21 protein-coding genes and 1 tRNA gene are annotated in these 23,848 nt (G+C 62.5%); 12 read left to right on the top strand and 10 right to left on the bottom strand.

Annotation, left to right across the window (positions count from 1 at the left end; genetic code table 11):
- Nucleotides 1-117: 117 nt before the first annotated feature.
- Nucleotides 118-381, bottom strand: coding sequence for a hypothetical protein (locus tag KHO33_RS23065; RefSeq protein WP_054041874.1), 264 nt, complete (start codon nucleotides 379-381; stop codon nucleotides 118-120).
- Between the two features lie 231 nt (nucleotides 382-612).
- Nucleotides 613-1,863, bottom strand: a complete 1,251-nt coding sequence (locus tag KHO33_RS23060; RefSeq protein WP_054041849.1) for a cupin domain-containing protein — start codon at nucleotides 1,861-1,863, stop codon at nucleotides 613-615.
- A gap of 32 nt (nucleotides 1,864-1,895) precedes the next feature.
- Here KHO33_RS23060 and KHO33_RS23055 point away from each other — a divergent pair, with 32 nt between their 5' ends.
- Nucleotides 1,896-2,438: an FKBP-type peptidyl-prolyl cis-trans isomerase gene (locus tag KHO33_RS23055; RefSeq protein WP_093633511.1), complete on the top strand. Its 543-nt coding sequence runs from the start codon at nucleotides 1,896-1,898 to the stop codon at nucleotides 2,436-2,438.
- On the opposite strand, the gene KHO33_RS23050 is transcribed toward KHO33_RS23055, so the two are convergent.
- From KHO33_RS23050 to KHO33_RS23035, 4 genes are all read right to left on the bottom strand, one after another.
- Nucleotides 2,418-3,773, bottom strand: coding sequence for a hypothetical protein (locus KHO33_RS23050; RefSeq protein WP_200565531.1), 1,356 nt, complete (start codon nucleotides 3,771-3,773; stop codon nucleotides 2,418-2,420). The genes KHO33_RS23055 and KHO33_RS23050 overlap by 21 nt on opposite strands.
- The gene (gene mutS / locus KHO33_RS23045) at nucleotides 3,760-6,447 is read right to left on the bottom strand and encodes a DNA mismatch repair protein MutS (protein ID WP_200565532.1); all 2,688 of its coding nucleotides are present in this window, start codon (nucleotides 6,445-6,447) and stop codon (nucleotides 3,760-3,762) included. The genes KHO33_RS23050 and mutS overlap by 14 nt, the downstream gene beginning before the upstream one ends.
- 147 nt (nucleotides 6,448-6,594) lie before the next feature.
- A complete protein-coding gene (gene lplT / locus KHO33_RS23040; protein WP_200565533.1) occupies nucleotides 6,595-7,893 on the bottom strand; it encodes a lysophospholipid transporter LplT in 1,299 nt (432 codons plus the stop codon).
- A 218-nt stretch (nucleotides 7,894-8,111) separates the two neighbouring features.
- Entirely contained in the window at nucleotides 8,112-8,915 is an 804-nt protein-coding gene (locus KHO33_RS23035; protein WP_200565534.1) for an inositol monophosphatase family protein, read from the bottom strand.
- A 365-nt stretch (nucleotides 8,916-9,280) separates the two neighbouring features.
- On the opposite strand from KHO33_RS23035, the gene KHO33_RS23030 reads away from it, so the two are divergent.
- Together KHO33_RS23030 and cysE are read left to right on the top strand one after the other, a co-directional pair.
- Nucleotides 9,281-10,117 carry an RNA methyltransferase gene (locus tag KHO33_RS23030; protein ID WP_200565535.1) on the top strand — a complete coding sequence of 279 codons (837 nt, stop codon included), beginning with the start codon at nucleotides 9,281-9,283 and terminating at the stop codon, nucleotides 10,115-10,117.
- Nucleotides 10,118-10,299: 182 nt separating this feature from the next.
- The gene (gene cysE / locus KHO33_RS23025; protein WP_200565536.1) at nucleotides 10,300-11,133 is read left to right on the top strand and encodes a serine O-acetyltransferase; all 834 of its coding nucleotides are present in this window, start codon (nucleotides 10,300-10,302) and stop codon (nucleotides 11,131-11,133) included.
- On the opposite strand, the gene KHO33_RS23020 is transcribed toward cysE, so the two are convergent.
- From KHO33_RS23020 to KHO33_RS23005, 4 genes are all read right to left on the bottom strand, one after another.
- On the bottom strand, nucleotides 11,134-11,931 hold the full coding sequence (locus KHO33_RS23020; RefSeq protein ID WP_200565537.1) for a UDP-2,3-diacylglucosamine diphosphatase: 798 nt from the start codon (nucleotides 11,929-11,931) through the stop codon (nucleotides 11,134-11,136).
- A 47-nt stretch (nucleotides 11,932-11,978) separates the two neighbouring features.
- Nucleotides 11,979-12,473, bottom strand: coding sequence for a peptidylprolyl isomerase (locus tag KHO33_RS23015; RefSeq protein ID WP_054041841.1), 495 nt, complete (start codon nucleotides 12,471-12,473; stop codon nucleotides 11,979-11,981).
- Between the two features lie 142 nt (nucleotides 12,474-12,615).
- Entirely contained in the window at nucleotides 12,616-13,197 is a 582-nt protein-coding gene (locus tag KHO33_RS23010) for a peptidylprolyl isomerase (protein WP_097389655.1), read from the bottom strand.
- A 49-nt stretch (nucleotides 13,198-13,246) separates the two neighbouring features.
- Nucleotides 13,247-13,978, bottom strand: a complete 732-nt coding sequence (locus KHO33_RS23005; RefSeq protein ID WP_200565538.1) for a tetratricopeptide repeat protein — start codon at nucleotides 13,976-13,978, stop codon at nucleotides 13,247-13,249.
- Between the two features lie 291 nt (nucleotides 13,979-14,269).
- Here KHO33_RS23005 and cysS point away from each other — a divergent pair, with 291 nt between their 5' ends.
- The 9 genes from cysS (at nucleotide 14,270) to KHO33_RS22960 (ending at nucleotide 23,817) form a co-directional block, all read left to right on the top strand.
- Nucleotides 14,270-15,667, top strand: coding sequence for a cysteine--tRNA ligase (cysS, locus tag KHO33_RS23000; protein WP_200565539.1), 1,398 nt, complete (start codon nucleotides 14,270-14,272; stop codon nucleotides 15,665-15,667).
- Between the two features lie 47 nt (nucleotides 15,668-15,714).
- Entirely contained in the window at nucleotides 15,715-16,782 is a 1,068-nt protein-coding gene (locus KHO33_RS22995; RefSeq protein WP_200565540.1) for a DNA-3-methyladenine glycosylase family protein, read from the top strand.
- 125 nt (nucleotides 16,783-16,907) lie between these two features.
- Nucleotides 16,908-17,879 carry an acetyl-CoA carboxylase carboxyltransferase subunit alpha gene (locus tag KHO33_RS22990; RefSeq protein ID WP_007181378.1) on the top strand — a complete coding sequence of 324 codons (972 nt, stop codon included), beginning with the start codon at nucleotides 16,908-16,910 and terminating at the stop codon, nucleotides 17,877-17,879.
- 48 nt (nucleotides 17,880-17,927) lie between these two features.
- Complete coding sequence (gene tilS / locus KHO33_RS22985; protein WP_200565541.1) at nucleotides 17,928-19,424, top strand: tRNA lysidine(34) synthetase TilS; 1,497 nt, start codon at nucleotides 17,928-17,930, stop codon at nucleotides 19,422-19,424.
- 388 nt (nucleotides 19,425-19,812) lie between these two features.
- Nucleotides 19,813-21,063, top strand: a complete 1,251-nt coding sequence (locus KHO33_RS22980) for an aspartate kinase (protein ID WP_200565542.1) — start codon at nucleotides 19,813-19,815, stop codon at nucleotides 21,061-21,063.
- A 214-nt stretch (nucleotides 21,064-21,277) separates the two neighbouring features.
- Nucleotides 21,278-21,371, top strand: a tRNA-Ser gene (locus KHO33_RS22975).
- Nucleotides 21,372-21,844: 473 nt separating this feature from the next.
- Nucleotides 21,845-22,087, top strand: coding sequence for an MbtH family protein (locus tag KHO33_RS22970; RefSeq protein WP_054041867.1), 243 nt, complete (start codon nucleotides 21,845-21,847; stop codon nucleotides 22,085-22,087).
- Between the two features lie 21 nt (nucleotides 22,088-22,108).
- Nucleotides 22,109-22,867, top strand: a complete 759-nt coding sequence (locus tag KHO33_RS22965) for a thioesterase II family protein (protein ID WP_200565543.1) — start codon at nucleotides 22,109-22,111, stop codon at nucleotides 22,865-22,867.
- Nucleotides 22,867-23,817 (top strand): TauD/TfdA family dioxygenase, encoded by a 951-nt coding sequence (locus KHO33_RS22960; protein ID WP_234480602.1) that lies wholly within the window; start codon nucleotides 22,867-22,869, stop codon nucleotides 23,815-23,817. The genes KHO33_RS22965 and KHO33_RS22960 overlap by 1 nt, the downstream gene beginning before the upstream one ends.
- Nucleotides 23,818-23,848 lie beyond the last annotated feature (31 nt).

Genomic DNA, 23,848 nt, shown 5'->3' with positions numbered 1-23,848 from the left:
GCGCTTAAATGACAAAACGCCACGGATTTGAATCCGTGGCGTTTTGCTTTACTGCCCAGGAAATCGAGGTGATTTCCTGAAGCAGTTTTCGCCCAGAGGCGAACCCTATGCGACAGCTTACTGGCTTGCGCCCGAAGCCGGAGCAGCAGCCGAAGCAGCAGCGCCTGCGTCCGAAGCAGCGGCCGTAGCCGAAGCAGCAGCATCGCTCGCAGCAGCAGCCGCACCCGAAGCAGCAGCAGCCGAATCCGAAGCTGCAGCAGCCGGTGCCGAAGCGGCAGCAGCGTCGCTAGCAGCCGGTGCAGCGGCTTGATCGTTGCTCTTGTTGCATGCAGCCAGTGCCACAGCTGCCAACAGGGATGCTACGAGGAGGGATTTCTTCATGATCACGTCCTTTTATGGTTAAAGGTAAGCAACAGCGCAAAATAATACCGGTAATGTGCTCCAACATCGACCTGGGCCGTTGGTGGAGACGCTCTTTTGACGAGCTAGAATCTTCCCTACGGCTTGGGCGGAAATTATATGCACTTTCGTACTGACAATCCATAAATCCGGGGTCAATACGTTGTCTTTCTCATACAAAATTTCACAGTACGGTATAACAGGCGGGCAGAGTTACGCAAGCTCGCCCACTTGTATCCAGCCCGCACAATACCACTCGTGAAGCAGTGCTGTCACCGACGAATCGTCTGAGAGTGTTACAAAGCGTTTCGCACTCAAACACCGGTGGTCAGCGAGGTCAATCAACCACTTTTTGGCCCCATTAAATGGCGTTTCCTCTCCATTTACGAAGAAAAAACGGCGGTTGTACAACAAATTGGTCTTGCGGTCCAGTCGAATGCCAGACTTGGATGCCTGACTGATGAAACGGGCTTCATTGAGCGGCCGTTGCGGCGGATCAAAGACGACGCTCGGCTTCGGTTCGCTGAGGTACGTGCCAAGGAACGACGCAATGTCCTGCTCACTCCACTTAACGTCAGCAAGGATCGAACCAACCCGTTCAATCAACGCAGCGGGCAGCTCTGCCGGACGGTCGACGGCGGCTTGCTGCGGGTCGCGATAAAGCGCATTGGGCCGCATAGCCGCGTCGCCGCGTTCGGCCAGATGATAGAGGAACTGCGCGGTCAACTCGCCCGCGGACGGGGCGCGAAAACCGATCGAGCAGGTCATGCATTCGCCTTCGGCGACACCGTCATGCGCAATATGCGGCGGCAGGTACAACATGTCGCCCGGCTCGAGCAGCCATTCTTCTTCCGCCTCGAAATGCTGTAAAACTTTCAACGGCAAACCCGGTTGGAGTGTCAGATCTTTCTGCGCACTGATTCGCCAGCGGCGCTTGCCTTTTACTTGCAAAAGAAACACATCGTAGGAATCGAAGTGGGGGCCGACGCCGCCGCCATCGCTCGCATACGAAATCATCAGGTCGTCCAGACGCGCATCCGGCACGAAGCGGAAACGGTCGAGCAAGGCACGCGCGCGATCGTCGTAAAGATCCACGCCTTGCACGAGCAAGGTCCAGGCGCGCTGCTTGAGCGAGGGCAGTTCTTCAGGCGCGAACGGGCCGTGCTCCAGTTGCCATTTGCTGCGAAAGTGCGTGATCAGACGCGCTTCGACTTCGTCCTGATCGGCCAGCTCGAAAAACTCCTCGCGCGACAGCGGCGCCTCGACGTTCGGGATCGCCTGGCGGATCAGCAGCGGCTTCTTCTGCCAGTACCGGCGCATGAATTGCGACGGTGTCAGATTGCCGAGCAAGGGCGTGGGCGTGTCGGGCGAGGGCGGGAGAATAGGGCGAGCCGGCTTTGAAGCCGGCGAAGAATTCCGTGCCGAAGCTGCATCGGCCGGGTGGTCAGTGGGCCGCTTGGGCATCGTATAATGTGAGTTGTATTCTGGAGAATCGAATGAAAATCGCAAAGAACACCGTCGTGTCGGTCGCTTACAAGCTATCGGATGCGCAGGGCAATCTGATTGAAGAAAGCGACGAGCCGATGGTCTATCTGCACGGCGGCTATGATGGCACGTTCCCCAAGATCGAGGAAGAGCTCGACGGCCACGAGGCCGGCTTCGAGACCCAGATCCAGCTCGAGCCGCAAGACGCGTTCGGCGAGTACGATCCCGATCTCGTGAAGATCGAGCCGCGCGATCGCTTCCCGGAACCGCTCGAAGTCGGCATGCAATTCGAAGGCACGCCGGAAGAAGGCGATGAGGATCTCGATTCGCTCGTCTACGTGGTGACCGACGTGGCGGAAGACAAAGTCGTGCTCGACGGCAACCATCCGCTCGCCGGCATGGCGCTGCGTTTCGCGCTGACCGTCAAGGACGTGCGTCCGGCTACGGAAGACGAAATCCAGCACGAACACGCGCATGGCGCCGACGGCCTCGAAGTCCTCGATGACGATGACGACGAAGCCGAAGACGACAAGTCAGGGCCCACGCTGCACTGAGCTTGCGGGCGTGCCGGGCGCGCCTGAAGGCGCACTCGGCGCGTGCGGTAAAACGGTCGAGGCGGGCGGGCCGGACATGGCAGGCCCATACTCGCCGTTGCCGTCGTCCGTCGATTTATGTTGCTGTTGGTCCGGTTGCTGCTGCCCGGGCGTTTGCAACAACGGCGGCAACTCGGAAGCGGGACCTAAGGCCGGCACGGCCGGCATCGAAGCGGCCGGCTCTTCGCGCTGCGGCGCCGGCGCCGCTGTCGGCATTGGCATTTGCTTTGGCACGTCGCGCACACTCACGCGGAACGGCGGTTTCTTGCCGAGATCCGCTTCAATCTGAATCCACTGGTTAAGACGATCATGCGGCGCAAGCGCGACACGCGTGAGGTTCGTCACCAGCATCCCCTTGTCATTGCGTAGCGGCTGATCGATCACGAAGCCGGCGCTCGCGCGTTCGTCGTCGCAATGAATCACCAGCACCGGTCCGCGAAAAATCTGCGCGAGTTTGACGAGGCTGCGTTTGAATTCCAGAAAGCCGTCGCGTCGCGTGTTCCGCGCAAAGCGCAGCCATGCAAAACGGTCGGGCCGTTCGTAGCGTTCCGGATCGGGGTCGCCCTGGATGAACACGACAATTGCGCGCGCGTCGCGGCGTTTCGCGTATTCGCCGGCATGTTCGAGCCAGAACGCATTGGCGATCACGCGATCTTCGAACTCGCCATTGCGGCCGCCCGCGGTCAGATAGTGATTGTTCGGGCTCGGTGCGTTCAGACCGACAAACACGGTATCGCCGACTTGCCAGCGCACGTTTTCCCGGAACGGACGGAAACGCGACACTTCGCTCTCGCGTGTCAATGCGATCGGGTTCTGACCCATCGAGGTGGAGTCGGTGAAGAGGGTCTGGCGGAGTTGATCGAGGCGCTCGACCGGGTCGAAGCCGCCGGCCTCAGCCGTGCCGCAGTCGGCCCAGTCGTGCTGGCCCGGAATGAAGAAGAGGGCGGGCCGCGATGTTTCGAGCAGCGCGTGGCGTCGTTCGTATAACGCATCGCGGCAGGCTTCTTTCGCTCCCTTCAGATTGCCGTCATAGACGACGAACGAGACGTCGCGGTCGCGGCCGATTGCGTCAATCAGACGTTGCGTGGGCGCTTCGTCGGCGGGGTTTTGCATCGTGCTGGCGATGACCGCGAACGCAAAGCGCGGCGCTTCGGCGTGCGCGAGCGGGGCACTCACCACGAGCACCACAAACGACGCTAGAGACGCAAGGCCGCCCGTAAGCGTGAGAGCATTGGTCAGCGCCGCGCAAAGTTTGCGCGGACGCTGCGAGGGCCTGTGTGCGTCAATGATCTGCATCCGGCGCGGCGGCCAGGTCGTGCAGTTCGTACAGCAGATCGAGCGCTTCGCGTGGCCGCAGATCGTTCGGATCGATTGCACGTAGACGTTCGACGAGCGCCTGCATGGCCGGCGACGCTGCCGTTGCTGTCTGCTTGTCACTGGGGTTGTCGTCGGCGTCTTCGAGCAGCATGGGCATAGGCGCGGCGAACAGATCGAGTTGCGGTGCGGGTTGCGCCGCCGATTGCTGTTCGAGATGCGCAAGATGCTTGCGGGCGGCACGAATCACCGCGTTCGGCACACCGGCCAGTTGCGCGACCTGCAAACCATAGCTCTGATTCGCTGGCCCTTCGCTGACCGCGTGCAGGAACACGATGCCGAGCCCATGCTCGACTGCCGAAAGGTGCACATTGGCCGCGTGTGGAAACTCAGCGGGCAACTGCGTCAATTCGAAGTAGTGGGTGGCGAACAGCGTATGGCAGCCGTTGTGCGAGAGCAGGTGCCGCGCGATGGCCCACGCCAGCGCGAGGCCGTCGAACGTCGACGTGCCGCGCCCGATTTCGTCCATCAGCACGAGACTTTGCGGCGTTGCGTCGTTCAGGATCGCCGCGGCTTCCGTCATTTCCACCATGAAGGTCGAGCGGCCGCCGGCCAGATCGTCCGCCGCGCCGATCCGCGTGAAGATGCGATCGATCGGACCGAATGCCGCGCGGCGCGCGGGCACATAGCTGCCGACGTAGGCCAGCAACGCGATCAGCGCGGTCTGCCGCATGAAGGTCGATTTACCGCCCATGTTCGGGCCGGTGATCAGCAGCAGCTTGCGCTCGGGTGTGAGCGTGCAGTCGTTGGCGATGAATTGCTCGACCTGCGCCTCGACGACCGGATGCCGGCCCTGTTCGATTTCGATGCCGGTATCCGGCGAAAACGTCGGCGCGACCCAATCGAGTGCGCGAGCGCGTTCGGCGAAGGCCGCGAGCAGATCGAGTTCGGCGAGTGCCGCCGCGACCCGCTGGCAGTCCGGGATAAAAGGCAGCAGTGCTTGCAGCAACGCGTCATAAAGCGAGCGTTCGCGGGCCAGCGCGCGTTCCTGCGCGGACAGCGCCTTGTCTTCGAACGTCTTCAGCTCCGGCGTGATGTACCGCTCGGCGTTTTTCAGCGTCTGACGGCGGCGGTAGTCGTCCGGCACCTTGTCAGTCTGGCCGCGCGTGACTTCGATATAGAAGCCATGCACCTTGTTGTACTCGACGCGCAGATTGCCGATGCCGGTGCGCGCGCGTTCGCGCGTTTCGAGGTCGATCAGGAACTGCCCGCAGTTCTCCGAAATATCTCGCAACTCGTCGAGTTCCGCATCGTAGCCGCGAGCGATCACGCCGCCGTCGCGCACCATTGCGGCTGGCTCCTGCGCGACCGCGCGCTTGAGCAGTTCGACGCAGGCTTGCGGCGGTTCCAGCGACGCATCGATACGCGCCAGCGAATCCGCATTGGACGAAACGGCCGCGAGTTGCGTGCGCAACTCGGGCAAGGCGATGAACGTATCGCGCAGACTCGACAGATCGCGGGGCCGCGCCGACAGTAGCGCGAGACGCCCGGTAATCCGCTCGATGTCGGAGACTTGCCGCAACGCGCCGCGCAGCGTGTCGACGCCTGCGCCGAGCGGTGCGTCGAGCAATGCGCCGATGGCTTGCTGACGTGCTTGCGCCACGGCGGCTTCACGCGGCGGATGATGCAGCCAGTGACGCAACAGTCGGCTGCCCATCGTCGTGCAGCAGGTGTCGAGCAGTGAACACAGCGTGGGCGATTCGGTGCCGCGCAGCGTTTCTGTGAGTTCAAGATTGCGGCGCGTGGCGGGGTCGAGCCCGATATATTCCGATTCGTACTCGACCTTCAGGCTGCGCACGTGACGCAATTGCTGGCCTTGCGTGGCCGCCGCATACAGCAGCAGCGCGCCGGCCGCGCCGCATGCGGCTGTCAGCGAGTGCGCGCCGAAGCCGTCGAGGCCGGCCACTTCCAGCTGGTCGCACAGACGCTGCGTGCCCGAGGCAATATCGAAGTGCCACACCGGCACGCGGGTAAGGGCGCCGGCGTTGACCGGCGGCGTCCAGCTCGCGGAATCGGCGGGCGCATCGGCCACCAGAATTTCCGCAGGACGAATCCGTTCGAGCGCGGCGGCCACCTGGTCGGGCGCCACTTCGGCGAGGCGCAGTGCGCCGCTCGCCAGATTCAGCCACGCGAGCCCGACGCTCGTGGCGACGCCGCGGCGGTTATGCGCGACGCACAGCGCCATCAGGTAGACGTCGTTCTTGTCGGACAGGAGCGCTGCATCCGTCAGCGTGCCCGGCGTGACCACGCGCATCACTTTGCGCTCGACGGGTCCTTTCGACGTAGCCGGGTCGCCGATCTGTTCGCAAATCGCGACGGATTCGCCGAGCTTCACCAGCTTAGCCAGATACTGTTCGACGGCGTGATGCGGCACGCCCGCCATCTTGATCGGATTGCCCGCCGACGCGCCGCGCTGCGTAAGTGTTAAATCGAGCAGACGCGCGGCCTTTTCCGCGTCTTCGAAAAAGAGCTCGTAGAAATCGCCCATCCGGTAGAACACCAGCGTGCCCGGATGATCCGCCTTGATGCGGAGGTACTGCTGCATCATTGGCGTGTGTTGTGCGACGTCATTGGCCGCTGCGGTTTGAATGCCCATCCGTGGTGTCTTTTTGCGTTAGCTGTTCAGGGCGTGAGTTTAACCCGCCAGCGCAGTGAGCGGACCCTGGCCGGATGGCCAGGCGCCACGCAACTTACCTGTCGCAAGACAGATTCTCGCGCCAGCCCTGGGATTCTCGCCATGCCGTCACTCTTCGACGAGCGCCCGCATATCCACCGTCCGCTCATTCACCGCGCTGCGCCGCTTGGCGAGCCACATCATGAACGTGATGAAACTGCCGAACACAACAATGATCCACTGCGCCGGCATCTTCGCGGTGAGCAGTATCGCGTAGGCCCCGAGCATCAGCAGCACGGCCAGATTCTGGTTGAAATTCTGCACCGCGATCGAATGCCCCGCGGAGAGCAAGGTCGCGCCACGATGCTGCAGGATCGCGTTCATCGGCACGATAAAAAAGCCGGACAGGGCGCCGAGCAGGATCATCAGCGGATAGGCGAGCAGGATGTAGATCGGCAGCACGTACGAACCGATCCGAATGCCGGCGCCCGCCGGAAACAGGTCCCGGTTGTAGAACGCCACGGCGATCGCGACCGCCCCGGTGAGGATGCCGATCGGCAGCACGCGCAGCGAGTTGCGCAATGGAATCAGCGCCGCCGCGGCAGCCGCGCCAACGGCGATGCCGAGCCCCGTCACGCCTTGCATCACCGCCGCCTTCGAGAGCGACAGGCCAAGGTTCACGTTCGCCCATTTGAGCACCAGCAATTGCAGCGTGACAGCGCCACCCCACATCAGCGTCGTGACCCACAGCGCGATCTGTGCGAGCTTGTCGGCCCACAGCACGTTGAAGCAATGATAGAAATCGCCGACCAGTTTCTTCGGCTCGTTCAAACGGTTCGGATAGCGCGCGCCGGTATCGGGAATGAAGATGTTGATCGCCGCCGCGATGGCATACGTGACCATCACCGCGAACATCGCCAGATCGGCGGAAGAGCGGATCAGCGGCAGATGTGCACGCGCGACGAACCGGTCGGCGAGGGTGCTGATCAATGCGCCGCCGACCATCGTGCCGACAATGGTCGACAGGACGGTGGCCGATTCGAGCCACGCGTTCGCCTTGACGAGTTTTTCCGCGGGCAGGAGCTCGGTGAGAATGCCGTATTTAGCCGGCGAATACGCGGCCGCGCCAAAGCCGACCACGCCATACGCAATCATCGGATGGACGCCGGCGATCATCATCAGGCAACCGCTCGCCTTGAGCGCGTTGGAGACGAACATGACGTGGCGCTTTTGCATCGCGTCGGCGAATGCGCCGACTAAGGGGGCGAGCAGCACGTAGGAGACGGTGAAGAAAATCTGCAGCAGCGGCGTGACCCAGGCGGCCGAACGGATCACCGATAGCAGGGCGATGGCGGCGATCAGCAGGGCATTGTCCGCGAGCGACGAAATGAACTGCGCCGCGATGATTGTGTAGAAGCCTTTTTTCATGAAGCGGATCGGAAGCTGCGCGGAAATCTGACGCGAAGCAGGGCGCTGCAAGAAGCGCGCAAAACGCAGCCGGTGATCGAGCGTGCCGGCGCGGCCTTCCGCTTTGTAGCACGAACGCCCGCCGGATGCTGGCGGCCCAACGAAAAAGCGGCCGAAGCCGCTTTATGTATTACCGATGCCGGCGCCAAGCCGGCCAGTCCAGAACTAAGACCTGAACCTTAAGCCGTTTGCTGACGCGTGCGGCTGTAGCGCGACAGGATTGGGATCATCTGCGCGTAGACCTTCGGATTGCCCGCGACGATTTCGCCGACGTGCAGGAAGTCCGAGTCGCCCGTGTAATTGCCGACCAGACCGCCGGCTTCCGTGATCAGCAGGCTGCCCGCGGCGACGTCCCACGGATTCAGGCCTTGCTCGAAGAAGCCGTCCATACGGCCCGCGGCAACATTCGCCAGATCGAGCGCGGCGGCGCCCGGACGGCGCAGGCCGGCACAGGCTTCGGTCATTTCAGCGAACTGGCGGCCGTATGCTTCGAGGCCGTCTTTTTCGCGGAACGGGAAGCCGGTGCCGATCAGGCCGTCAGCCAGGCGGTCACGCTTGGCAACGCGGATGCGGCGGTCGTTCAGGAACGCGCCGCGGCCGCGCGAGGCGGTGAAGAGGTCGTTGCGGGTCGGATCGTAAACCACGGCCTGCGTCACGATGCCCTTGTGGGCAAGCGCGATCGACACGCAGTAGTACGGGAAGCCGTGGATGAAATTGGTGGTGCCGTCGAGCGGATCGATGATCCACTGATATTCGGACTCGTTGTCCGACTTGCCGGATTCTTCGGCGAGGATGGCGTGATCGGGGTAGGCTGTCTTGAGCGTATCGATGATCGCTGCTTCAGACGCTTTGTCGACCTCCGTGACGAAATCGTTGTGCTGTTTCTTGCTGACCTGGAGCAGATCGAGGTCGAGCGACGCGCGGTTGATGATCTGGGCTGCGCGGCGCGCGGCCTTCACAGCGATATTGAGCATGGGATGCATGAGACTGGATCCTTGTGCCGGGGCAGCACGGCTGCTTACCGGTAAATGAGCGCGGGATGGGCGCCAATTGAGCGCCATCAAAGGGCGCGGAAACAGCACGGAACGCACGTCCGGCAAAGGACCGGGTGCGCATTCCGCCGACGGAGACGAATTGGATAAGAACGAGGCGCCGGAGCTCTCACAGGAGAAAGCCGGGCGCGAATATTGGTATTTTACCTGAGTCCGGGCCGCCGCGGCAGCGCTTGCTGCCCGGTATGGCGTGCAACGGTCCAACGGCGTGATTCTGGCGCAGCGCACACGCGCATTTCTCAGCCGATGCGGCGTTGGCGCTACCATACGCGTTCTTTAGCTTGCCGAGTTTCATCGTGGACCACACCCACCATTCTTCCGATCCCGCCGTGGCGGACCTGCGCGGCGGTTTTACGTCGACGCGCTTCGTGCTCGTCGAGCCCAGCCATCCCGGCAACGTCGGCGCCGCAGCGCGCGCGCTGAAAACCATGGGGTTTTCGCGCCTCGTGCTGGTGTCGCCACGTGTGCCGCACGTGCAAAGCGATCCGGAGGCCATCGCCATGGCGAGCGGCGCTGACGACGTGCTGGCGTCCGCGCACGTCGTCCCGACGCTTGCCGATGCGTTGAATGGCGTGCATTGGTCGATTGCGCTGACCGCCCGGCTGCGCGAATACGGGCCCCCGCAATGGACGCCGCGTGCCGCGGCCGGCGCCGCGCGCGAGCAGGCTCTACATGGCGAGATTGCGCTGGTGTTCGGCAACGAGCGCACGGGGTTGTCGAACGAAGACGTAGAACGTTGCAGCGCGCTCGCGCATATTCCGGCCAATCCCGCCTACAGTTCGCTCAATCTTGCGCAGGCCGTGCAGGTGTTGGCGTATGAATTGCGCACGGCGTATCTGTCCGCGGGCGAAGTAACGGCTGCGGCATCCGCGGTGGCTCAGGCGGCCGCCGGGCAGGGCGAGCCGGTCGGCGCGCGGGCGGCGAGCGACGAAATCGAAAGCATGTACGCGCATCTGGAGAGCGCGCTCGTCGCGCTCGAGTTTCTCGATCCGGCCAACCCGAAGAAATTGATGTCCCGATTGCGGCGCCTGTTCGCACGTTCCGGTCTGGAGCGCGAGGAAGTGAATATCGTGCGCGGCATCGCCAAACATATTCTGCTGAAGACCAAGCCGCCCGGCGGCGACGCGTCTTAAGGGCTGCTTGCCCATCAATCTCCGACCTTGCCGGCAGCGTGGGCTTCCGGCAGGTTCCGCGCAATCGCCCTACAATCGCTCGAAACGTTCTAAGCAAAGCTGCCGATCTGCTATGCGGCGAGCATCCGCCGTGCGTGGTGTTTCACGCAGGCGGTCTTTTCCCCCACAACCTAGTCCCTGCCATGTTCACGAGACTCCGCGAAGACATCGCCACGATCCGCGAGCGCGACCCCGCCGCCCGCAGCGCCTGGGAAGTCATCACGTGTTATCCGGGGCTGCACGCGCTCGTGCTGCACCGGCTCGCGCACGCCTGCTGGCAGGCCAAACGCCGCTGGCTCGCGCGTTTCATTTCGCAGATGGCGCGTTTCATGACCGGCATCGAAATCCATCCAGGCGCCACGCTGGGCCGGCGTGTGTTCATCGATCACGGCATGGGCGTCGTGATTGGCGAGACGGCGCAAGTCGGCGACGACTGCACGATCTACCAGGGCGTGACTCTTGGCGGCACGTCGCTTACGCGGGGTGCGAAACGGCATCCCACGCTTGAACGCGGCGTGATCGTCGGTGCGGGAGCGAAGGTGTTGGGCGGCTTTACGATTGGCGCGGACGCGAAGATCGGCTCGAATGCAGTGGTCACGAAGCCGGTGCCGGCACGTGGCACGGCGGTGGGGAATCCCGCGCGGATCATCGTCCCGGCAGCGGCCGCCGTGGTAGCCACGGCGAGCGCATCATCGGCAAATAGCGCAGCGCGTGAGTCGAAAGTCACGTCGGAAAAGAGTGCATTCTGCGCCTACGGCATCACGCCGAATGCGGACGATCCGGTATCGCTGGCGATTCACGGTCTGATCGACCACGCCGCCACGCAGTCGAAGCGTATCGACGAAATCGTCGACGCGCTGGAGCGGCTGGGAACCAGTCTGGAAGGCTTGCAAGGCGCCGACGCGGCGCTGCTCGATCTGCGGCGCCTGTCGGCCGCGATTGCAGGAAAGATGGAAGGGGCGGTGGCGGAGCGCTAGTTAATTCAGCGGCAACGCCCGAATCCCTTCCGCATCGATGCGCAGATAACCGCCGCGGCGCTCGCCGTGGTCGAGATCCCAATCCGGCAACACCCAGCGCGTGCCGCCCGGCTCGCGATGCCGCGCCGGACGATGCGTGTGCCCATGAATGATCGTGGCCGTTTTCGACGTTTTGAATAACGCAGCGACGGCCTTCGGCGTCACGTCATACTTCGATGAAACCGGACGCGAACGGCCTTGCTCACTTTTCGAGCGCATGTTTTCCGCTAGCGCCTGACGCCAGCGAAACGGCCACGCGAGAAACAGCATCTGCGAGAAACGGCTGCGTGCAAAGCGCCGGAAAAATTGATAGCCGCGATCCGCCGTGCAGAGGCCATCACCATGCGCGAGCACGATCCGCGTGCCGAATGCGGTGATCACAAACGGATCGGGCAGCCAGATCGCGCCGGCCGCTTTCATGAAGCGCTTGCCGAGCAGAAAATCGCGATTGCCGTGCATGATGTAGAGCGCGATACCGCGTTCCGACAAGGTATGCAGCAATGCCGCCATGCGCGCGACGAACGGCTCGACGAGCATGTCGTCGCCGATCCAGTACTCGAACAGATCGCCGAGAATGAAAACCGAATCCGCCTGCTCGGCCGTGACGCGCACGAAGTGTTCGAACGCGGCGACCGTGTGCGGAATCGCCTCGCTCAGATGAATATCGGAGAGGAAAAAAAACGGGCGTGCGGCGTGCGGGCGTTTGCCCTCGCCAGGCACGCCCGCGGCGACGCTTCGCAGCGGCGTTTCTTGCAGCATTGAAGGTGCCTGATATCAGTTCAAACGGGTTGGCCCTGATCGGACGCTTAGTCGACGATCACTGCTTTTTCGATCACGACGTCGTCAGCCGGCACGTCCTGATGGAAGCCCTTCGAACCCGTCTTGACCTTCTTGATCTTCTCGACGATGTCCATACCGTCGACCACCTTGCCGAACACGGCGTAGCCCCAGCCCTGCGGCGTCGGCGACGAGTGGTTCAGGAAGTCGTTGTCGTTCACGTTGATGAAGAATTGCGCGGTTGCCGAGTGCGGGTCGTTCGTGCGAGCCATCGCGATCGAGCCGTTGACATTCTTCAGGCCGTTGTTCGCTTCGTTGGTGATCGGCTCAGCCGTCGGCTTCTGCTTCATGCCAGGTTCGAAACCGCCGCCCTGGATCATGAAGCCGTCGATCACGCGGTGGAACACCGTGTTGTCGTAGTGACCGGCCTTCACGTAATTGAGGAAGTTCTCAACCGACTTCGGCGCCTTTTCAGCGTCCAGTTCGAGTTTGATGACGCCGTGGTTTGTATGCAGTTCAACCATGATGGAATCCTTTGATGAACGGGGTGGGTAAAAGGCGCGGCCGTTCGTCACGAAGTGAGATGACGACGGGCCGCGCCGGGGGCGTAGATTTAGTTGGCTGCCTGTGCAGCGTACCTGTGCTGCTTCCTGCTCTATTACCTGCTTACTTGCCGACCACCGTGGCCGATTCGATCACGATCGGTTTTTGCGGCACGTCGCTCATCGGGCCGCGTGTGGTGGTGGCCGTGCCTTCGATCTTCTTCACGACGTCCATGCCGCTCGTGACCTTGCCGAACACCGCGTAGCCGTTGCCGTCCGGATTCGGATAGTCGAGGCCGGCGTTATCCACCGTATTGATGAAGAACTGCGCAGTGGCCGAATTCGGGTCGCTGGTGCGTGCCATGGCGAGCGTGCCGGCCGCGTTCTTCAGACCGTTGCGGCTTTCGAGCGGAATCGGCGCGCGCGTGGGCTTCTCAGCGAAGCTCTGCGTATAACCGCCGCCCTGGATCATGAAGCCGCGAATCACGCGATGGAAAATCGTGCCGCTGTACTGGCCGGACTTCACGTAGTCGAGGAAGTTGGCAACCGTTTTCGGCGCCTTCTCAGGATACAACTCGACGCGGATGTCGCCTTCCGTGGTCTTGAAGAGGACGGACGGATGCGCGGCCTGCGAACCGGACTGGGCAAAGGCGGGAGCGTTTGCGATCAGGGCGGCGCTGCCGAGCGCCAACATCAACCATTTCATGAAGATCCTCAGGGTTGGAAAAAACGTGTTGCGGAAAACGGTGACGGTGTTACTGCGACGGCGCCATGTAGGGCGGCATGGCGAGCGAGCCGTTTGCGCCTCCAAACTGGAAGCTCGGCGTTTGTGTCATGTCCGCGGTGGAGCGCGCGGCGCTGGCCTCGGCAGGTGCCGCGGCTTTTTTCGCCGGCGCGGTGCTCTTGGGCGGCGAAACGATCTTCTGGATGTCGGCTAGGCGCTGTGCGGTGGTGGCGCTCGCTTTGCCGAGGCCCTGCGCGCGACGGTAGGCCGCGTCGGCCATGCGCAGATACAGATCGCCGAGATTCTCGTACGCGAGACCGTAGCTCGGATTCACCTTGGTCGCGGTTTCGAGCGCGGCGCGTGCCTCGGCATAACGGCCGTGCTTCGCGTAGAGCGCGGCCAAGTTGTTATACGGTTCGGGCAGTTCCGGATACAACTGCGTGAGTTCGGTGAACGCGGTGATGGCTTCGTCGTCGCGATTCAGGTGGGCCAGCACCGTGGCGCGCTTGAACTTGGCTTGCGCGTCGTGCGGATTCGAGGCGATGCGCGCGTCGAGCTGGGTGAGTGAGGCTTCCCAGTTCTTCTGCGCAATCGACGCGTCGATCTCCGGCGTGTTGTCACGCACGGCGGGGCCCTGCGGCAGGGTCGCGGCGCCTTTCTGCGCGTACGCGGCAGCACCCGGCAAGACCGTGAGGGCGATGGCGCAGAATGCCGTCGCGGCGAGGGTCGCAGCGCTGCGCGCGCGGCCGCTGGAAGGTTTCATAGGCTCGGGTCTGGATGTTATACTCCGACCCATTCTAACAAAAGGTCTGCGCGTTCCGTCGAACCGCAAACTGTCTTTTCGCCACTCGTGGTCGTCTCCGCCTTGAACGCAGCCTGACCGCCGCACCAGGTGCACCGGTTTGCTGCTGTGCGTGTTGTTGTGCAAGCGGTTGTGCAAGCGGTAGTGCAAAGCGGCAGTACAGAACGCGCCCGCCGCCTTTTCGCGGGGCGCCTCATGCACGAAACAGCACGAACACATTGCGGATTTCTTTCGGCCCACGCACCGTTCTCTATGGAATCACTGCGCATCTACAACACGCTCGCGCGTGACAAGCAAACTTTCGTGCCGCTGCAAGATGGCGTCGTGCGGATGTACGTCTGCGGGATGACCGTGTACGACTATTGTCACGTCGGTCATGCGCGGGTGATGGTCGTGTTCGACATCGTGCAGCGGTGGTTGCGCACGCTCGGTTACGACGTCACCTACGTGCGCAACATCACGGATATCGACGACAAGATCATCCGGCGCGCAGTGGAGAACGGCGAAACGATCAAATCCTTGACCGATCGCTTCATCAACGCTTTGCATGAAGATGCGGACGCGCTCGGCATCGAGCGGCCCGATCTGGAACCGCGCGCCACCGATTTCATCCCGCAGATGCTCGGCATGATCGAGAAGCTCGAGGCGAACGGTTACGCCTATCAGGCGGGCGACGGCGACGTGAACTATGCGGTGCGCAAGTTCGTGGGCTACGGCAAGCTGTCGGGCAAGTCGCTCGAAGATCTGCGCGCCGGCGAACGCGTCGCCGCGAACGACGCGAAGCAGGACCCGCTCGACTTCGTGCTGTGGAAGCAGGCGAAGCCGGACGAACCGGCCGATACCGGCTGGGAGTCGAAGTACGGGCGCGGCCGCCCCGGCTGGCATATCGAATGCTCGGCGATGGGCTGCACGTTGCTCGGCGAGCATTTCGACATTCACGGCGGCGGTCAGGACCTGCAGTTTCCGCACCACGAGAACGAGATTGCGCAGAGCGAAGCTGCGACCGGACAAACCTTCGTCAATTACTGGATGCACAACGGCTACGTACAGATCGACAATGAGAAGATGTCGAAGTCGTTGAATAACTTCTTTACGATTCGCGAAGTATTGGCGCAGTACGATGCCGAAGTCGTGCGCTTTTTTATCGCGCGCGCGCATTACCGTTCGCCGTTAAATTACAGCGACGTGCACATCGACGACGCCCGCAGTGCGCTGACGCGTTTGTACACCGCGCTGAAAGACGTCACGCCGGACGGCGCGGAGCTCGACTGGAATGAAGCGCATGCGGAACGTTTCCAGGCAGCAATGAACGACGACTTCAACACGCCGGTTGCAGTGTCGGTGTTGTTCGAGTTGGCAACTGAAGTGAACCGCACGCGCGACCCCGCGCTGGCCCGTCAATTGCGCTCGCTGGGCGCCGTGATCGGCTTGCTCGGCCGGGAGCCGCGTGCATACCTGCAGCAGGCTGCGGGCGCCGCCGCGGAAAGCGCGCTCGACGCCGCCGCGATCGAAGCGAAGATCGCCGCGCGCGTGGCCGCCAAGCAGGCGAAAGACTATGCAGCAGCAGACCGGATCCGGGCCGAATTGCTCGAGGCCGGCGTTGCACTTGAAGACAAACCCGGCGGGTTGACCGAGTGGCGGCGCGTGTGAGCGCACCTCGTACTTCGCTCTGATCGACTCGCCAGGCAGGAGGCAGGATGGCAACGGCCACGAAGACGCCGGCTAAACGAGCCACGTCTCAAACAAACGCAGCAACCGCGGTAAAGTCGACACGAACGTCGGCTCGTGCGGGCGGCAGCGCGGTAAAGAATGCATCATCGAAAGCCGCCGGGGCGGCGCCGAAGGCTGGCGTGCGTGCAGCGGCAACGACCGGAGCGGCGAAGAAGGCCACCGTCAAGCGCGCGCTGAACGGTTCGTCGGCGCACGCGCCTGTTTCGACACGCGCCAAAACTTCGCGTGCAAAAAGCAATGGCGCGTTGCCTGCCGAACTCGCCGGCGACGTGCAGGAACTCGCGCGCGTTACGAACGACGGACACGAAGGCGAAGTCGTTCGCAAGACGCGTGCGTCATCGAGTGCGGGTGGCGAAGCAGCCGATGTTGCTGAACTCGCGGTGCCGGTGCAGATCGGCGGCCTCACGCCTGAAGTCACCCGTCCGGCGTATTGGGACAAGGCGTGCGCGGACCTCGTCAAGCGCGACCGCATCCTGAAGAAACTGATTCCGAAGTTCGGCCCGGTGCATCTGCTAAGCCGTGGCGATCCGTTCGTCACGCTCGCGCGTTCGGTGGTCGGGCAGCAGATTTCGGTAGCGTCCGCGCAGGCGGTCTGGGCGAAAGTCGAGGCAGCGTGCCCGAAGCTCGTGCCGCAGCAGTTCATCAAACTCGGTCAGGACAAGCTGACTGCGTGCGGCTTGTCCAAGCGCAAGGCCGAATACGTGCTCGATCTCGCTCAGCACTTCGTGTCGGGCGCGTTGCATGTCGGCAAGTGGACCTCGATGGACGACGAGGCGGTGATCGCCGAACTCACGCAGATCCGCGGCATTGGCCGCTGGACCGCGGAAATGTTCCTGATCTTCAATCTGTCGCGCCCGGACGTCCTGCCGCTCGACGATCTCGGCCTGATCCGCGCGATCAGCGTCAATTACTTCAGCGGCGAACCGGTTACGCGCAGTGAAGCGCGTGAGGTTGCGGCAAACTGGGAGCCGTGGCGCACTGTCGCCACCTGGTATATGTGGCGTAGTCTCGATCCGTTGCCGGTCGACTACTGAAGAAAAAGAAGCGATGCCGTTTCAAAAAACTATCGATTGTTAAAAATTGATAGTTGCGAGATGGTTTTGACATCGGCGAGCGCGGTTAGAATACGCGCTGCCGGTAAGTCCAAGGATTACAACCAATGAAGACCACCTTTCTGGATTTCGAACAGCCGATCGCTGAACTCGAAGCGAAGATCGAAGAATTGCGCTTCGTGCAGGACGATTCGGCCGTCGATATTTCGGAAGAGATCGAGCGGCTGTCCAAGAAGAGTCAACAGCTCACCAAAGATCTGTACGCGAACCTCACCCCATGGCAGGTTTCGCAAATTGCTCGACATCCCCAACGCCCGTACACGTTCGATTACGTGAACGAGCTGTTCACCGATTTCCACGAGCTGCACGGCGACCGCAACTACGCGGACGACCTGTCGATCGTCGGCGGCCTCGCGCGTTTCAACGGCCAGGCTTGCATGGTGATCGGCCATCAGAAGGGGCGTGACACGAAGGAGCGCGCGCTGCGCAACTTCGGCATGCCGCGTCCGGAAGGCTATCGCAAGGCCGAGCGCCTGATGCGTCTCGCTGAGAAGTTCGGCTTGCCGATTTTCACGTTCATCGATACGCCGGGTGCTTACCCGGGTATCGGCGCGGAAGAGCGTGGCCAGTCCGAAGCGATCGGCCGCAATCTGTACGTGATGGCTGAACTCAAGACGCCGCTGATCGCTACGATCATCGGTGAAGGCGGTTCGGGCGGCGCGCTCGCGATTGCCGTCGGTGACAGCGTGCTGATGCTGCAGTTCTCGACCTATTCGGTGATTTCGCCGGAAGGGTGCGCGTCGATCCTGTGGAAGAGCGCCGCGAAAGCGCCGGAAGCCGCGGAAGCGCTCGGCCTGACCGCGCATCGTCTTAAGGCGCTCGGCCTGATCGACAAGATCGTCAATGAGCCGCTCGGCGGCGCGCATCGTGATCCGAAGGGCATGGCCGCCATGCTGCGCCGTGCGCTCGCCGACTCGCTGCGCCAGTTCCAGGGCATGAGCATCAACGACCTGCGTCAACGCCGTTTCGAACGGTTGATGTCGTACGGCAAGTTCAAGGAAACGACGCCGGGTGCGTAAGCCCGCGCGCGTTTTCTTTCGTCCTTCAGCGCGTAACGCGCTAGCGACGTGACTCCCACCGCAGATTCGCACGCCGACCGCCTCGTTCTCGAGGCGGTCGGCGTTGCGCTTTCCGCGTTGCCCGCGGATGCGCGCATTGCGGTGGCTTTCAGCGGCGGCGTCGATTCGAGTGTGCTGCTCGATGCGGTGGTGCGTGTCGCGGGGGCGTCGCGTTGTGTTGCACTGCATGTGCATCATGGCCTCAGTGCGCATGCCGACGAGTGGCTCGCGCATTGCGACGCTTTTGCGCAGGAACGTGGCGTTGAATTCGCGGCACAGCGTGTCGAGGTGCCGCGTGACGCAGGTGTGAGCGTCGAGGCCGCGGCGCGCGATGCGCGTTACCGCGCGCTGGACGCCATGTGCGCAACGCGCGCCGTTCACACGCTATGGCTCGCGCAACATGCGGACGACCAGGCGGAGACGGTGCTGCTGCAACTGCTGCGCGGCGCAGGCCTCGCGGGACTTGCGGCGATGGCGCCCGAGTACTTGCCGGCAGGCGCTTCCGCAGTGCGCGTGAGGCCTTTGCTGCATCTGCTGCGAGCGCAACTCGAGCAGTATGCGAGCGCTCGGGATCTGCGCTGGATCGACGATGAATCGAACGCGGACACACGTTACGCGCGCAACGCATTGCGTCGCGAGGTGACACCGGCGCTGGCCGTCCACTTTCCTGGTTTTCGCGACGCGCTCGCGCGCACGGCCGCGCATGCGGCATCGGCACAGCGTCTGCTCGACAATCTCGCGCGCATCGATCTAAACGAAGCCGCGCGCGATGACGGCCGTGCGCTATCGCATGACGCACTGCTCGCCCTCGACGACGATCGCGCGCTCAACCTGCTGCGCTACTGGATGCGCACGCTGGGTCTCGTTGCGGCATCGACCGCGCGTCTCACCGACGCTTTGCGGCAGTTGCGCGAAGTGGGGCAAGCAGGCGAGGGCCATAGCCTGCGTATCGATCATGCAGGGCAGGCGTTGCGTAGTTATCGCGGGTTGATCTACTGGGAAGCGGGCGAAAGCAGCGAACCTGCCGACGAAACCGCGCTCGCTGAGCGCGCAGTCAGCGAACTCGCATGGCAGGGTGAAGCGATCTGGCGTTTGCCGCAATGGCGGGGCACTTTTGTGTTTGTCGCCGTTGCTGGCGCGGTTGCTTCTGATGTCGATTCCGCTGCCGATGGCGATGCCGCCGGCAATGCCGATGCAGCGTCAGACGATCCCGATACGCTTCCCGTCAGCGTCCTACGTCGGGCCTTGCTAAGCGCACGTTCGCGCAGTGGCGGCGAACGGATGCGCATGAGCGCCGCACCGGGCAGCCCGAGCCGCACGCTGAAAAACCTCTTCCAGGAGCGCGGCATTCCGGCATGGAAGCGCGACGTGCCGCTGCTTTATGTAGGCGGCGATTTGCTGTTCGTGCCCTTGCTCGGCCTGAACCGCGCAGCCTTGCCCGAACAGGTCGATGCGGCCGGTCAGCGCGTCCGGATCATCTGGCGCGACGATCTGCTGATCGCCTGACCGTCCGGTCGGACACTCGGCTTATCCATTCAGCAAATCCCCGGAATAGGGCATGAAAGCAGGGCGCAAAACCGCACCAGACAAGCTTTTTCAGTCACGAATAGGGGCCATTCAACGGCCATTTCGGCTTGTCTTTTTGCGCTCGATCGGGTAATTTAGCTTGTTTGCCCGACCCGATTTCGCCGTCGCTTTTGCGGTTTCCGTGCGTGATCCGTCGTTTCCGGTAAGCCACTAGCGATCATTCCCGGGCAAATCCGCGCGTGTTACACGCGCGCTGCATCTACGCCGCCACACACTTTGCCGTCGTTCACAAGACGTTGCGCTCCTGTGCTTTTGTGCGGTCGTCTCCAGCGCGCCAGCGCGTTTTCTCCTTCAGTTCAGAACGACAATGGCACTCATCGTACATAAATACGGCGGCACCTCGATGGGCTCGGTCGAGCGCATCAAGAACGTCGCCAAGCGCGTCGCGAAATGGCACAAGGCGGGCCACAAGATGGTCGTCGTGCCGTCGGCAATGTCCGGCGAAACCAACCGCTTGCTCGGCCTCGCGAAAGAAATCACGAGCCAGCCGAGCCCGCGCGAACTCGACATGATTGCCGCTACCGGCGAGCAGGTCAGCTCGGGGCTGCTCGCCATCGCGCTGCAGGAAGCCGGCGTCGACGCGGTCAGCTATGCCGGCTGGCAAGTGCCGGTCAAAACGGATAGCGCATTCACGAAAGCGCGCATCAGCGAAATCGACGGCGAGCGCGTGCTGCGCGATCTCGAAGCGGGCAAAGTGGTGGTGATCACGGGCTTCCAGGGTATCGATCCTGACGGCCACGTCACCACGCTCGGCCGCGGCGGTTCGGATACGTCGGCTGTTGCAGTCGCTGCCGCATTGAAGGCTGACGAGTGCCTGATTTACACGGACGTCGACGGCGTCTACACGACGGACCCGCGCGTGGTGGATGGTGCACGCCGCCTCGATCGTGTGACGTTCGAAGAAATGCTGGAAATGGCAAGCCTGGGTTCCAAGGTGCTGCAGATCCGCTCGGTGGAATTCGCCGGCAAATATCAGGTGAAGACGCGCGTGCTGTCGAGCCTGACCGATCCGCTGATCCCGCTCGACACTGAAATGAAGTCGGGCACCCTGATTACTTTTGAAGAAGACGAGACCATGGAAAAAGCAGTCATCTCGGGTATCGCGTTCCAGCGCGATGAAGCTCGTATCGCCGTGATGGGTGTACCCGACAAGCCGGGCATCGCATATCAGATTCTCGGCCCGGTGGCGGACGCGAATATCGACGTCGACATGATCATCCAGAACCAGAGCGTCGAGGGCAAAACGGCCTTCACGTTCACGGTCGGCCGCGGCGATTATCAGCGCGCCATGGACATCCTCACCGGCCAGGTGAAGGGCCATGTGCAGGCCGAACAGGTGCTGGGCGATCCGAAGGTGTCGAAGGTCTCGGTGGTCGGCGTCGGCATGCGTTCGCACGTGGGTATCGCGAGCACGATGTTCCGCACGCTGTCGGAAGAGGGCATCAACATCCAGATGATCTCGACCTCCGAAATCAAGATTTCGGTGCTGATCGACGAGAAGTACATGGAGCTCGCCGTGCGCGCGCTGCATAAGGCGTTCGAACTGGATCAGGCGTAATTGCTGCACGGGGGGGCGCCGAGCTGGACGAACAGAGCGCCTCGTCTTTTTTGCATGGCCGTGTGCGCGGCTCATGTGACGCAGGTCAGTCCATTAATTGCGTCGTCGATGACAAAACTGGCACAAAAAATGTGCGGTAGACATTGACCTTCGCGGTTCGGCCCGCTATTATCTTGGCTTCGTTGCGCTGACTCCCTGCGCAACCGAAAGTTTGGGAGACGTGGCCGAGAGGTCGAAGGCACTCCCCTGCTAAGGGAGCATCTGGGCCAAAACCTGGATCGAGGGTTCGAATCCCTCCGTCTCCGCCAGGAGTTTGAGTAAAGAAAGCCCCGTAAGTCTAGCGACTTACGGGGCTTTTCTCATTCCGGTCCTTCCCCTTTCTTTCCTCTCTTGCCGCACCTCATTTCTCTCCCTTCGACTGCGCTCCCGCAGTACGAATGCGTTTGCGCAATAGGCTTTGCGCAGGGCGGGGTCGGAGGCCATGCGGGTACGTATCGCCTTCCGTCGCGCCGCAGCCCGATCGAACACAAGCAACCACCACTATCTTCGCCCTGTAAGTACGCTCGATCCTGCGCGGCACGTCATCTACGTTAAGGATGCCGAATCGCCTTGGCACCTTATCTGTCGGGCGATTGATGCGGATTGCATGTCAAACCATTCTGCATTGCTCACGGTTTTCCCACGCATTCTCTTGCTGAAGATAAGGAAATGAAAAATTCATTTGCACCTCGTATCAAAAATGTTGAATAATAATGATTCGCATTTGCAAAAGGAGCGCGAGATGAGCTGGGGCGATGAGAACACCACCTTCAACGTTGTAATCAACCACGAAGAGCAGTATTCGATCTGGCCGGATTACAAGGACGTGCCCGCAGGCTGGCGGCTCGCCGGCAAACAGGGAAAGAAGGAGGAGTGCCTCGCCTGGATCGATCAGGTGTGGACCGATATGCGTCCGCTGAGCTTGCGCCAGGCAATGGACGCCGACGTCGCCGGCGCCGCAGGTGCAACAACGGCTCAGTCCTGACGCGAGAGGCGTGAGCGACCCATGTCCACACCGATCACGCTGGTCTGTTTGCCGTATGCCGGCGGCAGTTGCGCGATTTACCGCAATTGGGCGGCGCGGATGCCGTCATGGATCACGCTATGCCCGATCGATCCGCCCGGGCACGGCAATCGACGTTCGACGCCCGCAGCCAGATCGTGGCCGGCGCTTGTCGATGCACTCGTCGAGGCGTTGCCGCGCACGGCCGCATCCACCGATATCGCGATCTTTGGCCACAGCATGGGCGCGCTGGCCGGTTACGAGCTGGCGCATCGGTTGCGCGAGAGAGGCGGGCGTTCGCCCGTGTGGCTCGGCGTGTCGGCCTGCAAGGCGCCGTCGCAGCGGGAAATCGATACGCGCTGGCGTGACTGCGCCGCCGATGCAATGGTCGACGAGTTGCGCCGGCTGGGCGGCACGCCCGCTGAACTGCTCGAAGACCGCGATTTCATGGAGTTCGCGCTGCCCACGCTGCGTACCGATTTCGACCTCTGCGGCACCTATGTTGCGGACCCGCATCGCGCGCCGCTCGATTGCAGCGTGAGCGCGTTTGGCGGCGTCGACGATCTGGTGTCGCAAAACCCGAATGCGCTCGACGCATGGGCCGACGTTACGCGCGCGGCCTTCAGCCGCCGGATGTTTCCGGGCGGCCATTTCTACCTTGAGCAATCTGCCCATGCGGTGATCGACGCCGTGCTCGGCGAGCTGTCCGCCGCACGCGAGCGATTGCGCGCACCCGTCGAAGGTGAGTCATGGACGCTTTGATGAATCGTGACGTACTGCATGTAAGCGGCGACCTGATCGAGCAGAACGGTTCACGCCTGCGCGTGATTCACGCGCGGGCAGGCGAGTCGATCGATGCGCTGATTCCTTCGCTGACGCCTGCGCTGCTGGACACGGGCGGCGTGTTGCTGCGCGGCTTCGATGCGTTGGGCGCGGACGGGCTGCAGCGGGTCGCAGCGTTGCTTGGCGAGCCGCTCGAGGCCTACGAATTCGGCTCCTCGCCGCGTACTCATGTCGACAAGGCCGTGTTTTCGTCGACCGAGTATCCGGCGAGCCAGTGGATCGAGCAGCACAACGAACAGTCGTACACGACACAGTGGCCGTCGCGCATTCTGTTCTACTGCGAGACCCCTGCCACGCGTCGCGGCCAGACGCCGGTTGCGGATAGCCGCGAAGTTTACCGGCGGCTCGATGCGTCGCTGCGGCGGCGCTTCGACGACCGGAAAATCATGTATGTGCGCAACTTCGGCAATGGTCTCGACGTGCCCTGGCAGCAGGTATTCGGCACCGACGATCACGCCGCTGTCGAACGTTTCTGCCGCGCGCGTGACATCGGCTTCGAATGGCTCGACGACGGCGAAGCGCTGCGCACGCGCCAGATCTGTCAGTCGGAGTGGCGTCATCCCGTGACGGGTGAGACCGTCTGGTTCAACCAGGCGCATCTTTTCCACGTGACGAATCTGCCCGAAGACACCCGCGAGGCGCTGCTCGAACTCGTCGACGAGGCCTCGCTGCCGCGCAATACCTATTTCGGCGATGGCACGCCGATCGACCCACTCATGCTCGACGAGATTCGCGCCGTGTATCGCAACACTACTTTGTCATTCGACTGGCATGCCGCCGACCTGCTGATTCTCGACAACGTATTGATGTCGCACGGACGTGCACCGTTCGAAGGCAAGCGCCGCGTGCTGGTCGCGATGGCCGCATGACGGGCGCCAACACTTCATCTTGCAAACGCCA

Origin of the sequence: Paraburkholderia nemoris, from assembly GCF_905221015.1 — a bacterium.
GTDB classification, from domain to species: Bacteria; Pseudomonadota; Gammaproteobacteria; order Burkholderiales; family Burkholderiaceae; genus Paraburkholderia; species Paraburkholderia nemoris.
This window is presented reverse-complemented; position numbering and strand designations above follow the sequence as displayed.

Coding starts and splice junctions, on each gene's coding strand:
- KHO33_RS23015 (WP_054041841.1), bottom strand. CDS start 12,473: ATGGTTGAACTGCATACAAACCACGGCGTCATCAAACTCGAACTGGAC.
- KHO33_RS22990 (WP_007181378.1), top strand. CDS start 16,908: ATGAAGACCACCTTTCTGGATTTCGAACAGCCGATCGCTGAACTCGAA.
- KHO33_RS23055 (WP_093633511.1), top strand. CDS start 1,896: ATGAAAATCGCAAAGAACACCGTCGTGTCGGTCGCTTACAAGCTATCG.
- KHO33_RS23065 (WP_054041874.1), bottom strand. CDS start 381: ATGAAGAAATCCCTCCTCGTAGCATCCCTGTTGGCAGCTGTGGCACTG.
- KHO33_RS22970 (WP_054041867.1), top strand. CDS start 21,845: ATGAGCTGGGGCGATGAGAACACCACCTTCAACGTTGTAATCAACCAC.
- KHO33_RS23005 (WP_200565538.1), bottom strand. CDS start 13,978: ATGAAACCTTCCAGCGGCCGCGCGCGCAGCGCTGCGACCCTCGCCGCG.
- KHO33_RS22965 (WP_200565543.1), top strand. CDS start 22,109: ATGTCCACACCGATCACGCTGGTCTGTTTGCCGTATGCCGGCGGCAGT.
- cysE (WP_200565536.1), top strand. CDS start 10,300: ATGTTCACGAGACTCCGCGAAGACATCGCCACGATCCGCGAGCGCGAC.
- cysS (WP_200565539.1), top strand. CDS start 14,270: ATGGAATCACTGCGCATCTACAACACGCTCGCGCGTGACAAGCAAACT.
- KHO33_RS22995 (WP_200565540.1), top strand. CDS start 15,715: ATGGCAACGGCCACGAAGACGCCGGCTAAACGAGCCACGTCTCAAACA.
- KHO33_RS22960 (WP_234480602.1), top strand. CDS start 22,867: ATGAATCGTGACGTACTGCATGTAAGCGGCGACCTGATCGAGCAGAAC.
- mutS (WP_200565532.1), bottom strand. CDS start 6,447: ATGGGCATTCAAACCGCAGCGGCCAATGACGTCGCACAACACACGCCA.
- KHO33_RS22980 (WP_200565542.1), top strand. CDS start 19,813: ATGGCACTCATCGTACATAAATACGGCGGCACCTCGATGGGCTCGGTC.
- KHO33_RS23020 (WP_200565537.1), bottom strand. CDS start 11,931: ATGCTGCAAGAAACGCCGCTGCGAAGCGTCGCCGCGGGCGTGCCTGGC.
- KHO33_RS23035 (WP_200565534.1), bottom strand. CDS start 8,915: ATGCATCCCATGCTCAATATCGCTGTGAAGGCCGCGCGCCGCGCAGCC.
- KHO33_RS23010 (WP_097389655.1), bottom strand. CDS start 13,197: ATGAAATGGTTGATGTTGGCGCTCGGCAGCGCCGCCCTGATCGCAAAC.
- KHO33_RS23060 (WP_054041849.1), bottom strand. CDS start 1,863: ATGCCCAAGCGGCCCACTGACCACCCGGCCGATGCAGCTTCGGCACGG.
- KHO33_RS23050 (WP_200565531.1), bottom strand. CDS start 3,773: ATGCAGATCATTGACGCACACAGGCCCTCGCAGCGTCCGCGCAAACTT.
- lplT (WP_200565533.1), bottom strand. CDS start 7,893: ATGAAAAAAGGCTTCTACACAATCATCGCGGCGCAGTTCATTTCGTCG.